We start from the raw sequence: 12,577 nt of genomic DNA, 5'->3' as shown, positions 1-12,577 counted from the left end.
ATTTCCGGTACCTTTAAAAATAAAAACGGTCGGGTATAATCTCTTGCTGGTTTAGATAGTCAAGCAGCGCATGTTTCTCTTCATTGGTAAACGTATATTTGCAATCCATGCCATTATAGTTTAAATCGGTACGGACCAGTCTGCCGTCAAGATCAGCATCTATTAATATGACATAGTAGGAATCCGGTTCATCCTCAAAATGGACACCGACGGAAAAATGAATTCCTTGTTTGGTTTGTTCTGCTTCATGATAATCGATTATCATTTTAACCGCCTTTTCTCTTGTATAAAAAAATCAATTTAATATATAATACTAATACATTGCAACCTTTAAAAATAGCTGGCAATGTATATTGAGGAGGAAAAGATTAGATGGCCTATACCCCGCAGGTTGAAGAAGCAACCCTAGTAAGTGAGAACAAAAATAACGGACTGTTTGAAATTTTAGTTGTATTAAAAGACCGTACTCACTGTCGGTTAATTTTTGAACGGACTCCGGACGGAGCCCCTCTTATCACTCATGCAAACCGTTTGAACAAGGCACCGTGTCCGGTTTGCCGCAAAGACTTTCTTTGCAACTGTATGGAACGTTACTCTACCCAACTGGCTGAACAGGCACTTGCCAAGGTAGAGCTTTCACAATAGAGTGGACAAATTGTCCAAAATGTCCATTTAAAAATGGGATCTTCTTTTTCATCGCATTAGGTCCCGCGAAAAGACCTCCGGTTTCACCTGCTGGTGTGGATGGAGGTCTTTTTGCTTTTTTATCGTAAGACAGCCCTATTCATTTAATGCTTGATATAACCCTTCAATCAGACTGGCAAAACTGGATGGATTATAGCGGATATCACGGAAATTTACGTGTGCTACTCTGGGTACATCTGGACCATAACTGACTATAAAAAAACTATTCCCTTGATCCGACGGATCGATACAAGAGTAACACATAATCCGGCTGTTTCCTGTTTTTTCCTTTAGCCATTCTGTAGCATCGGGACTGTAGGAGGCGAATTTTGCCACAGTACATAACTCCTTTTTCCCTCACTATACTGAAATTTCCCCCTGAAGGCAAAGATCTAATAGAAACTGTTTACTTCAAGCAGATACCATCCATCCGGATTTGACCCGGTGCTTGAATATACTTTGAAATAATATATTTTTCCCGGTACAGGTACAAACTGGAGCAATTCACTCAAATTCCCCATGTTTGCCGACTTGGCTATAATGGTCCCAAACTCGTCATAGGCGACAATATCGTAATCAGTACCTTCAGGAATATCCGTCAGGCTGAGAGAAACCAAATGTGAAGCCTCCATATAACGGTTATCTGCCATCCAGAAGTCTACGTCTGTATCTGAACTGATAACTCCTGTATGAACTGTGTTCGCAAATAAATCGCCGGTCTGTTCAAAAGTATTGTTGGGCTCCTGTTCAGGTACCGGTATCGGATTGCGCGTTACAGGCCCCTCCTTCCAGCTAAGCCAAATGGCCGTAACAATAGCTACTCCTAACGCTACTAGCAAACCTTTTAGCCATTTTTTCATATATTCACCTCCTTGCAGCCAGGTTTAATTTAGATTATGTCTACTCTATCAATACTGAAACAGTAAATAGCCTATAAAGCCGTCCATTTTCATATTTTCATAGATAGGAAGAAACATAAAAAAGAGCAACCTTTTCCCGAGGGCACTCTTTTATGTCATCTATTGCTTTTTTTGGTATCTACTTGCCTTTTCCACCGTCTCTTCTTCATTCAACTGGCCAACTGGTTGTCTGCCCAGGACAGACAACCGTTCCTTCTCCCGTTCCATAGCCTTCAGCAGCCGGCTATATTATAGGCTATTTTTTCTTCAAAAGTATGATTTTCCAGGCCTGCTTCAGTTTGCTTTAGCCTAATTGTTCTAAATCTTTACCGCAAAAACAGGCCTGTCTTTGCAATAAAGAAAAGACAGGCCTGTTTTAGGAACTTAGCATTTATGCCGGAACGGTACGGTGTTTTATTCTGCCGAATACATAGCCGATTATAATTCCCAGAAGAGCCGGAACCAGCCATCCAAGTCCTTGTTCGTGTACTGGTAGATTCTCCAATAAAGCATCGACTGAACTCCACCGGATACCTACCGACGCTAATACATCAATCAGACTGATAATACCGCTTCCGATGATTCCGCCAATATAAACAGACGAGTATCCGTGAAAAAATGTGTGAAAAAATGATAACAATATCAACACAATGACAAGCGGGTATAGCAGCAGGAGAACGGGCACAGAAAATTCCAGAATTCTATCCAGCCCCAGGTTGGCCAATGCCATACCGAACAGGCAAACCATACCGACAATAGCTTTATAGGAAAGTCCGGGTATCAGCCTGGAAAAATACTGGCCGCAGGATACTGTAAGCCCGATGGAAGTCGTCAGACAGGCAATCGTTGTTGCTCCTGCAAGAAGGACTAATCCCGACGTGCCCAACAGCCCGTACGCGGCTTTGGTTAAAATCTCCCCGCCATTACCCAGTATTCCGAAGCTTTGACTCGTTGCTCCAATATATCCAAGTGCAATGTAAACAAGACCCAGACCGGTTGCGGCGATCGTTCCCGCCTTAATTGTAGACAACGCTATGGTTTTGCTGTCTGTAACTCCTCTTTCACGGATAGCCGTTACAATAACTATTCCAAAAACAAGAGCTCCCAAGGTGTCCATAGTAGAGTAGCCTTCCACGAAACCTTTGAAAAACGGATAATTCGCATATTCCGTTGTTGTAGGCTCTCCTATCGGACCGATCGGATGAATCAACGTCCGGATAAACAAAACAGCTATAAGGGTCAACAAAGCAGGAGTCAACCATTTTCCAATGATGTCTACCAGTTTGGAAGGATTCAAGCAAAGCCAGAAGGTAAGTGCAAAATAAGCCAGTGTAAATAAAAATAAAATAAGCGGACTTTGTCCGGCTCCTCCCGGCAAAAAAGGAGATATGCCCATTTCAAAAGCGACGCCGCCCGTGCGCGGAATCACAAATAATGGGCCGATAGTTAAATAAATGGCAACGGTAAGGATGACTCCGAACAAAGGGTTCACCCTGTTGACCAGCCTTTGAAAACTATCCCCTGACTTGGCCAAAGCAGCAACAGCAAGGAGCGGGAGACCTACTCCTGTAATAATAAAACCTGAAACAGCAATCCAAACATTCGTCCCGGAGGATTGTCCGAGCAAAGGCGGGAAGATCAGATTTCCTGACCCGAAAAATAAGGCAAATAGCATGAGTCCAATTGAAAGTGTTTCTTTTCTTGATAAGCTCTTCATCTAATCCTCCTAAAATAAAAAAGTGCACGGGTTTGTATTATACAGTAAGTAACGCATTCTATCCACGGTAACTTTCAGAACCTACTCCCGAGTATACCTGAAAAAACCTGTTTTTTGCAGAACAATCTCTTTGAAAAATATTATAATTTTTTATTTGCACAATCCTGCTCTTTATGAGAGTACCCGATTTACGGACAATCGACTAGATACAGAAAAAACAAAAGACCGCTTCCAGCCGGAGGCAGCTTGCGGTCTTGTCGTAAATCCAGGAAATTGATTTAAATTATTTAATGGGACCAAAAGAGCCTGTTTTCTTCTTTGCAGAAATACAGGCTCTTAAAATTTCAATTTGATCAGGATTGTTCCTTAGCCATGGCAGTATTCCGCCATTTTTTCCACACAATCCCGTTATGTGGCGTAAATAGAAAGGCGAGCAGGAAGAGAAAACCGGCTACACTGATCATGCATCCTGCAATGGAAGCATCCAATAGGTAGGCCGCTCCATATCCTAAAACGGAAGACAATATTCCGATGACCATACTGTAGGCGATCATGCGGGATAATTTCTCGGTCAGCAGATATGCCGTTGAGGGAGGAACGATAAGCATACCTACTACCAAGATGGCTCCCACACTTTCGAAAGAAGCTACCGTCGTCATAGAGACAAGCCCCATGAGCAAATAATGGAACAATGCAACCGGGATCCCTATTGCAGCTGCTAAGGCGGGATCAAAGGAACATACTTTAAATTGTTTGAAGAAAAGCCCTATGACCACTACACTAAGCAGGAGAACGCCACCAATCATCCAGACGGGTTTGGGCCCCATATTCATCCCGTTCCAATCCCAGGTATTCCAAGGAACGTAGGCAATTTCTCCGTATAGTACACAATCCAGATCAAAATCGATGTCCCTTGCAAATAGACTGACCAGCACCACACCAACGGCGAATAAAGCCGTATATACAACACCAATCGAAGCATCAGACTGTACACCGCTCTGCTGGAACAACTGGATCAAAAAGACTGTGATCAAACCGACAATGGCTGCCCCGATGAGCATTGGTACCGATTCACGGCTGCTGCTTATAAGAAAGGCAATCGCGATGCCGGGTAATACGGAGTGGCTGATGGCATCTCCAATCATAGACATTTTCCGGAGCACAAGAAAACAGCCTACCAGACTGCAAGCACAAGCTACCAGGGCCCCGGTTATTATAATCCAAAGATCATTCAAAGCGCCTCCCTCCTCTCCAGAGGCGCAACTGCTTGCTTGCGTTCTACTTCAAGTTTTACGGACCTGCGGACAAGCAGCTTGGACAAAAGCCCCCTCTTGGGTCCGGCTACGACTGAAACCAGGAAAAGTGCTGTTGCTGCCAACACGCTAAGAGGACCGGTCGGCAGGCTATTGCCCAGTGTACTCAGCATCGTACCCAATATTCCGCTCAAGGCTCCAAAAATACCGGATAAAATAACCATTGTGCTGAGTTTTTCTGTCCAATAACGGGCAGCCACCGCCGGAGTGATGAGCATCGCCGCCATGAGAACAACTCCGACCGCCTGAATTCCAACCACTACCGCAACTGCAATCATCGCCATAATGAATTGGTCCAGCAAGCTGACCGGAAACCCCAATCCTTTGGCAAAACCCGGATCAAAACAAACCAGTTTCAATTCCTTAAAAAACAGGGTACACAGAATAATAAGCAATGCGGAAATTCCCACCATTGTATATACATCCGACATGACCATGGAAGCAGCCTGGCCGAACAAAAATTTATCCAGTCCGCTTTGGTTACCTGAGGCGCTGTGCTGGATTTGCGTCAGCAGGACAATTCCAAAACCGAAAAAAACAGATAAAATAATGCCTAAAGCCGCATCCTGTTTCACTTTGGAATGACGTGTAATCCAGCCGATACTCCATGTGGCGATTAGACCGGAAATTAAAGCTCCTACTACAAACCAGAGCGTGGACTTGGTCCCGGTTAGCATAAAGGCCAGGCAAACCCCCGGCAGGGCCGCATGGGAAAGAGCATCACCCATTAAGGATTGTTTGCGTAAATAAGCAAAACTGCCGATTACACCGCTGCATAATCCGAGCAGCATACTTCCCCACAGAATCCACCGCGTGTTCGGATCCTGCAGAAGTGGTATCCAGTCCAACATTCATATGCCCTCCTTCTTTGTTGTGAACAACTGAATGTACTTGAATTTTTTCTTTAAACCTCAATCAGGGCAAGACGTCCCCCGTAAGTTTGCTGAAGCAGTTTTTTCGTGAACGTCTCTTCTACAGGACCAAGAGCAATAACTTCTTCATTCAGCAGAAGCACCCAATCGAAATATTCCTTGACTGTAGACAAGTCATGATGAACGACCAAAACGGTTTTGCCCTCTTGTTTTAAATCACTGAGAATGGTAATGATGGCTTTTTCAGTAGCGGCATCTACACCGACAAACGGTTCATCCATGACATACAGCTGGGCATCCTGAGCGAGAGCTCTTGCCAGAAACACCCTTTGTTGCTGTCCGCCCGAAAGCTGACTGATTTGCCTGTGGGCAAATCCGCTCATCCCCACCTTTTGCAAGCACTCCATCGCGATCTTCTTCTCTTTTTGTCCCGGGCGTTTTAGCCAGCCAAGCTGGCCGTATCTCCCCATTATAACTACGTCGAGGGCGTTGGTAGGAAAGTCCCAATCTACAGATCCGCGTTGAGGCACATAGCCCACCTTCTGCCGTTGCTCCTTATAAGGACGGCCATAAATGGCAACTTTTCCTGTCACGGTCGGGATTAGACCCAAAGCCGCTTTGATCAACGTTGATTTTCCGGCTCCGTTAGGTCCTACTATGGCTATAAGTTTCCCTTCGGGCATTTCGACTGTGATATTCCGGAGGACAGGTTTTTTGCGATATGCAACAGTCATATTTTCAATCCATAAAGGTGAGGTATTCATGCTGATACGCGCTCCTTTCATTATGAGATGTCTCTGCTACTTCAATGCGTTTACGATGGTATCTACATTAGCCCGGACCATCCCGATGTAGGTACCTTCTTCCGTTCCTTCCTTACCCATGGCATCAGAGTACAGCTCTCCTCCAATTTTCAAATCGTGGCCTTTCTCCTTGGCCCCCTGAATAACAGCCTCAATAGCCTTTTTAGGAACGCTGGATTCTATAAAAACTGCTTTAATGCCCCGTTCTACCAGAAAATCCCGTAATTCACTTACATCCTTGGACCCATATTCCGAAGCTGTGCTTATTCCCTGCAGGCCTTTGACTTCGATGTCATAGGCGTCTCCAAAATAGCCAAAGGCATCGTGGGCTGTTACAAGTACTCTCGATTCTTTAGGGATAGAGGCGATTTGAGTCCGCGTATAGTCATCCAGTTCTTTTAGTTTATTCAAATAGGCTGCTGCACGGGTCTCATAGTCAGCTTTGTTCTTTTCATCATATTTAGCCAATTCGTCCCTTACTTTTTCCACTGCTTTCATCCAGTGCTGGACATTGAACCAGATATGAGGATCATATTCGGTATCAGTCTGGTCCCCCGAACGAAGTACGGATTTATCTATGTAGTCGGAAACGGCGTATGTAGGCTTTTTCTTGCTCATATTCTCTAAAATATCCACCATTTTCCCTTCCAAATGCAACCCGTTGTAAAAGATGATGTCTGCCTGGTCCAGCTTTTTAATATCCCCCTGCGAAGCTTTATACAAATGCGGATCAACCCCCGATTTCATAAGCCCGGAAACTTCTACATGACCACCGCCCACTTCCTTTACAATATCCGTGATCATCCCTATCGTTGTAGTAATTTGGATTTTTCCTTCCGTTTTGGATGAACCACTTTCTGTTTGTTTGGAACATCCGGCAGCAATCAGAAAGATGGCAAGGAACGCCGCCCCCAATAAAAAACGCTGGAAGTATTTGAATTCTGCCCTGCTTTGTTTCCCCATTGTATTAGTCTCCTCCTTATTTATTCTGCTAGGTTCTTTACCGAGAGATGTGACTTTAACAAATTGTTATCTTTCAAAAAAATCACAGACCCGTTAGTAGTTATTATTACGCATCAGAAAAAGTTTTGCAATAGGGCAATTTATTTTTGTTTGATTAAAAATATTTGTAAAAGGAAAAATATGCTCCTGACCTCATTCAGTATCAGTGCGAGCAAAATCGGTGCAGGAAAACCAATACAAAATTTAAGTAAATCAATAACCATCGTGTTCCTCATAATGTTGAAGAACTCAGTGATTCGAAAAACATGATGAAATGTTTGAATCCAACCCAGGAGACTGGTGAAAAAACCATGAAATATACTGAAATCCTGAAATGCCATCAGTACCCCATCCATCGGGATATACGAAAAAATAAAAATAAATAACATAGCCGGGAGAACCATCAGTTGAATATCAAGTTGCCCCATAAAACGCTTGAGCTTTCTTTTTTTCCGGGTTTGGCTCAAGTTTTTTCTCTACCGCTGCTTGTTCCATTCTTCTATCCCCCTAACCTCGATGGCAGTTTACTTAGCAAGCAACTTTTACACATATTGTATATCTAAAACGTTTTCATGATTAGATGCGAAAACAACGAAAATTGTTACTTTTCCACTGGGTTTTATTCCTCTCGCATTTATTTCCCAAGCAATAATCCCAAAAAAGGACTTGAATTTCTTTCCAGTAGCGTGAATAATAGAAGTACACAAAATGTACAAATATGATCACTTTATTAGGGAGGAAATTACCTATGAACCGTTTCTTTAATGGGAAATTACTGATGGTCAGCCTTCTGCTTCCATTTCTGACATTGTTGATTCCCGGGGATATTTTCAAAATCGGATTTCCGATTCCTTTTATCATTTATGATGGTACTATGGCCGATTCTATCCACAGCGCATTGGATCTTTTCGCCTGGGAACATTTGAAGAACAGCTTTATCCGTTTGGACTATTACGTGATTAATGTGTTGGCCTGGTATGGATTTGCTTCCCTTATTGCAGCAGTGGTTCGCCGATTGAAAACCCCACAAAGCCATTATTGAATTCATGCTGGTTTATGAAAAATGGATCTTTCAAAAAAACAACCACCATCTGCCAAAGGCAGCGGTGGTTTTTTTCCGTATGAACAAATTATGTACTGGAACCCAATAAACATATTTGGGATTCTGATCTATTCACAATGATAAAAATCTATTTCAAGACCTCAAAAGGGTTCTTTGAATTCCAGCGTTTTGCATTTTGTTATCCATTGAATATACCCAAAATTGCAGCGCCGTACTTCTCCATTTTTACCTTACGGATGTGAAGGAGTTTATCGCAACTCAATTATGTCCCCAATTAGGAGGAAACCGTAATTATATATTCTGTAGGTCCTGAAAAATAAGAAATGCGCCATTCTTTCTCAAAAAAATAACCGTCCGTTTTTATTGAGATTCGCTCAATGAAGTATTCAGCATCCGGGTAATTACTTTTGGCATTAGACATAATAAAAAAGAATATCATGCACGATTTGCCGTTTTGCCCTCATTTCACAAAAAAAGTACAATTGGGAGAGAGTTCAAATGTACTTATTCAAAATTAAAATTGTCTAAAGTAAGAAATAAATAATTTGTTCTTTTCTTATTTACTCTTGTTCCATCATTGCTTCTTTTGGTACGCCAAAGAAATATGTTGCAATAAAACCGCCAATATATCCTGCAAACAAACCTACTACATATTTCCATATTCCGCCGTCGATAAGTGGAATTAATGCTATACCAGATGGTCCGATAGCGATGGCTCCAACATGGCCAAGTAAGCCAATTACCGCTCCACCAATACCGCCACCGATGCAAGCAGTGATAAATGGGCGCCCTAACGGTAAGATAACACCATAAATCAGTGGTTCACCAATTCCAAGTATGCCTACTGGAAGTGCACCTTTAATCATATTTGTTAGAGATTTATTTTTACGGCAGCGGATCCACAGTGCAATCGATGCTCCAACTTGTCCAGCTCCCGCCATTGCAAGAATTGGAAGTAATTGTGTCATCCCTGTTGTATTAATCATCTCAATGTGAATGGGCGTTAATACCTGATGCAACCCTAACATAACAAGTGGTAAAAATGCCGTTCCAAGAACAAATCCTGCAAATGCACCACCGCGGGCCAATATCCAGTTAATAGAACCGACCAAATTATCTGAAACGAATCCGGCAAATGGCATAATGATGAAAATTGTAATAAGGCCTATTATTAATAATGCAATCGTCGGCGTAACAATAATATCAATTGAATCAGGAATTATTTTACGTAATTGTTTTTCTATTACTGCTAAAATCCAGACTGCCAATAATACTCCAAGAACTCCTCCTTGGCCAGCTGATAATGGTGCTCCAGTAAAGACATTATCAATTGGAGATTGCGGAGTCATCCCTGTTAAAAGTGTTGTTCCACCGATTACTCCACCGAGGGCCGGTGTTCCGCCAAATTCTTTTGCTGCATTAATACCTACATAAATAACCAGATAACTAAAAATTGCATTTTTAATAACATTTAAAATTGTCACATATTGTCCCCAGACTCCTGCATCTAAATTACCTGCTGTCATATTATTTGAGATAACAGATGCAATACCGGCAATTAACCCCGCTCCAACGAATGCCGGAATAAGAGGGATAAAGATGTTACCTACTTTTCTCAAGAAGTTTTTAAAAGGTGTATTGTTCTTTTTCTTTAGTTGCGCTTTCATTTCTACGCCTTTTGCTTGCAGTTCCTCTGCAGAAGGAGTTCCGGAAGTACCACTTTGCCCTTTTTTCTCCGCTAATAAAATACCGAATTGTTCTGCTACTTTTGTTACAACGCCGGGTCCAAGGATAATTTGGTAGGTTTCGTCATCAACCGTTCCAACAACTCCATTCATTTTTTTTATTGCTTCTTCATTAATTAGACTACGATTTAATGGAGTTATACGAAGGCGAGTCATACAGTTTGTATATGTTGCAACATTGTCCCTGCCGCCAACAGCATCTAAAATCTGTGATGCCATATTATGATATTTGCTCATGTTATATTCTCCTTTTCATGATTTACTCAGAAACCCTGATTCGGCGTGAAGTTGAATAGTGGAACTTCAATTTTTATTTAATTGCTTGGCGGACAAAACCTTGAGCTTCTTCTAACTTTCGAATTGCTTCCTCTTTCGTAAGACCTGCTAAAATCATCACAATAGCAACTTTCGGCTTATGGTCTGCTTGTTCTAAATAAATTTCAGCAGTTTCATAATCACAAGAGGTTGCTTCCATGATAATTCGTTTTGCACGTTCTACCAATTTTTCATTCGTTAATTGTACATCTACCATTAAATTTCCATATACCTTTCCAATTCCAACCATAGATGCTGTCGAAAGCATGTTACAAATTAATTTTTGTGATGTACCTGACTTTAAACGGGTTGAACCTGTTAGCACTTCTGGTCCGCTTACTACTTCTATAGCTATGTCTGCAACTTTTCCTGCTGCTGAATTTTTGTTGCAACATATTGCCACTGTGGAGGCTCCCAATGAATTCGCATATTCTAAACCGCCAATTACATATGGTGTACGACCACTTGCTGCAATTCCAACTACGATATCTTTTTTTGTTAACTTAATATCTTTTAAATCCTGGATACCTAGTTCTTTGTTATCTTCTGCCCCCTCTACTGCCTTGATAAAAGCATTCTCAACACCTGCAATTAATCCTATTACTTCTTCCGGATTTGTACCAAATGTTGGGGGCATTCAACTGCATCTAATAAACCAATACGCCCACTAGTTCCGGCTCCTATATAAATTAATCGCCCGCCTTTTCTTTTTGCTGCAATAATTGCCTCTACTGCCTTCGCAATTTGCGGAATTTCTTGTTTAACTGCCCCGGCAACTTTTGCATCTTCTTCATTCATAACTGTTAAAAAATCTATTGTAGACATTCCGTCTAAATTCATCGTTTTCTCGTTACGTGTTTCGGTTGTTAAATTCTCTAACATATTTTCTCCTATCCTTTTTGATATCGTTTTCTTATTACGTTTTCCATCATAACAAGTTTAAAATTAAATTTCAACATCTTAATATATATCTGAAGTTAAATTTCAAATTTTGTTTAAATTCCGCTCATCTAAGATCGCTTAATTATTCAAATTTTATTCTAGTCCCTGCCTTTATAAAATCTAATAGGGCAATATATTCATCTTGCACATTCCCGACAATATTTACTCTCGAATCTTCCGGTAAATCCCGTTTCAGTATTTGTGTTTCACCCATGTATCTAAAGTACTCGCTGTTATCCACTGTAATAGTTCCAATAGTTCTTTTTCCCGGTTTTGTCGCAGTATATAGTTTCTCATTTTTAGAAAATAATTCTCTTCCTTGATCAATTCTTATAACTGCTTCTGACTCATCCATACGGTTATTGTAAATAATATCTTTTGGAATATAGGGAGATAACGTCTTTGTTGGTAATGTAACTATTCCTTCCTTGTCGAATCTTTCGATCATATTCAGTGTGTCATCTTCTATTTGCAAATCACCAATAAAGATACCGTCAATCAAAAAATGTTGTGATAATTCAACGAAACTGATATACGGAGATTGATTGCGGTGTTTTTCAACCGTTGGCAATCCTGCAAAAATGGGTCCACGTAATACTTTATCTCCCGGAATAAATGCCCATATTTGAATGTGATATTTGTTGAATAATGCATTTTTGTTATGAAGAAAATCTAACGATAGCCCTGTATACTCCCTCGGATAAAAATTGTGCATTGCAATAACTTGTTGTAAGCACAATCCCTTTTCTTTTAGCTCACAAATTTTCTGTTCATCAAGGGTACTAGCATTCAGCACAATACGAAAATGCTTTTGCATTTCCACAATTTCCTCAGTACTAATTCCAAAATCAATGCGGACTGTTTTTACGCCTAAATCTTTCATTTCAATATAATTTTTGGCACCAATTGCTTGAAGAGTGTTTGGGGAGATATCAATTACTACATCTCTATTATTTTTCTTAGAATCATCAAGAAAATGGCGAATCTTCTCCTGACTGATGCTCTCCTCTGAAATATGAAGGGAAGTAAAAATAGTTTTTATACCTTTTTTATCCATTTTTTGAACGAATGACATATCTAATTGAGAAAAATAAATTGAATATCCTAGCATTATATCTCTCCTGACTTAATTGAATTAATTGTATTACATTATAAACATTTTGAAATTTAACTTCAATGATTGTTTGAACAAATGAAATTTAATACCGAAAACACTTTCACA

The 12,577-nt window shown here is 40.9% G+C and carries 12 protein-coding genes and 2 pseudogenes; 2 read left to right on the top strand and 12 right to left on the bottom strand.

The annotated features are described in order from the left end of the window. Positions 1 to 13: 13 nt before the first annotated feature. Positions 14 to 265 (bottom strand): hypothetical protein, encoded by a 252-nt coding sequence (locus BXP28_RS00755; RefSeq protein ID WP_024093691.1) that lies wholly within the window; start codon positions 263 to 265, stop codon positions 14 to 16. A 107-nt stretch (positions 266 to 372) separates the two neighbouring features. Here BXP28_RS00755 and BXP28_RS00750 point away from each other — a divergent pair, with 107 nt between their 5' ends. Next, positions 373 to 645 carry a hypothetical protein gene (locus BXP28_RS00750; RefSeq protein ID WP_024093690.1) on the top strand — a complete coding sequence of 91 codons (273 nt, stop codon included), beginning with the start codon at positions 373 to 375 and terminating at the stop codon, positions 643 to 645. Between the two features lie 135 nt (positions 646 to 780). Here the strand turns inward: BXP28_RS00750 and BXP28_RS00745 are convergent, their stop codons facing one another. The 8 genes and pseudogenes from BXP28_RS00745 to BXP28_RS25480 all read right to left on the bottom strand — a co-directional run. Continuing rightward, positions 781 to 1,020, bottom strand: coding sequence for a hypothetical protein (locus tag BXP28_RS00745; protein ID WP_024093689.1), 240 nt, complete (start codon positions 1,018 to 1,020; stop codon positions 781 to 783). Positions 1,021 to 1,076: 56 nt separating this feature from the next. After that, positions 1,077 to 1,544 (bottom strand): hypothetical protein, encoded by a 468-nt coding sequence (locus tag BXP28_RS00740; RefSeq protein ID WP_023485489.1) that lies wholly within the window; start codon positions 1,542 to 1,544, stop codon positions 1,077 to 1,079. 430 nt (positions 1,545 to 1,974) lie between these two features. Next, positions 1,975 to 3,300: a branched-chain amino acid transport system II carrier protein gene (brnQ, locus tag BXP28_RS00735; protein ID WP_023485490.1), complete on the bottom strand. Its 1,326-nt coding sequence runs from the start codon at positions 3,298 to 3,300 to the stop codon at positions 1,975 to 1,977. Positions 3,301 to 3,653: 353 nt separating this feature from the next. Then, positions 3,654 to 4,535, bottom strand: a complete 882-nt coding sequence (locus BXP28_RS00730; RefSeq protein WP_023485491.1) for a metal ABC transporter permease — start codon at positions 4,533 to 4,535, stop codon at positions 3,654 to 3,656. Then, on the bottom strand, positions 4,532 to 5,464 hold the full coding sequence (locus tag BXP28_RS00725; RefSeq protein WP_023485492.1) for a metal ABC transporter permease: 933 nt from the start codon (positions 5,462 to 5,464) through the stop codon (positions 4,532 to 4,534). The genes BXP28_RS00730 and BXP28_RS00725 overlap by 4 nt, the downstream gene beginning before the upstream one ends. Positions 5,465 to 5,517: 53 nt before the next feature. Next, entirely contained in the window at positions 5,518 to 6,249 is a 732-nt protein-coding gene (locus tag BXP28_RS00720; RefSeq protein ID WP_172423099.1) for a metal ABC transporter ATP-binding protein, read from the bottom strand. 36 nt (positions 6,250 to 6,285) lie between these two features. Next, positions 6,286 to 7,251, bottom strand: a complete 966-nt coding sequence (locus BXP28_RS00715; protein WP_036658075.1) for a metal ABC transporter solute-binding protein, Zn/Mn family — start codon at positions 7,249 to 7,251, stop codon at positions 6,286 to 6,288. Positions 7,252 to 7,424: 173 nt separating this feature from the next. Continuing rightward, a pseudogene (locus BXP28_RS25480) lies at positions 7,425 to 7,718 on the bottom strand (sugar ABC transporter permease); the annotation flags it as partial. A 320-nt stretch (positions 7,719 to 8,038) separates the two neighbouring features. Between BXP28_RS25480 and BXP28_RS00705 the strand changes: the two are divergent. Further along, on the top strand, positions 8,039 to 8,332 hold the full coding sequence (locus BXP28_RS00705) for a hypothetical protein (RefSeq protein ID WP_024093682.1): 294 nt from the start codon (positions 8,039 to 8,041) through the stop codon (positions 8,330 to 8,332). Between the two features lie 581 nt (positions 8,333 to 8,913). On the opposite strand, the gene BXP28_RS00700 is transcribed toward BXP28_RS00705, so the two are convergent. From BXP28_RS00700 to BXP28_RS00690, 3 genes and pseudogenes are all read right to left on the bottom strand, one after another. Continuing rightward, entirely contained in the window at positions 8,914 to 10,335 is a 1,422-nt protein-coding gene (locus tag BXP28_RS00700; protein WP_036658072.1) for a PTS transporter subunit EIIC, read from the bottom strand. Between the two features lie 73 nt (positions 10,336 to 10,408). Continuing rightward, positions 10,409 to 11,211 (bottom strand): annotated as a pseudogene (murQ, locus tag BXP28_RS00695) (N-acetylmuramic acid 6-phosphate etherase). A 226-nt stretch (positions 11,212 to 11,437) separates the two neighbouring features. Then, the gene (locus BXP28_RS00690) at positions 11,438 to 12,466 is read right to left on the bottom strand and encodes a MupG family TIM beta-alpha barrel fold protein (RefSeq protein ID WP_036658068.1); all 1,029 of its coding nucleotides are present in this window, start codon (positions 12,464 to 12,466) and stop codon (positions 11,438 to 11,440) included. Positions 12,467 to 12,577 lie beyond the last annotated feature (111 nt).

Source organism: Paenibacillus larvae subsp. larvae (assembly GCF_002003265.1).
GTDB lineage: Bacteria > Bacillota > Bacilli > Paenibacillales > NBRC-103111 > Paenibacillus_H > Paenibacillus_H larvae.
The sequence above is the reverse complement of the archived record's forward strand: the minus strand, read 5'-3'. Positions and strand labels throughout refer to the sequence as shown.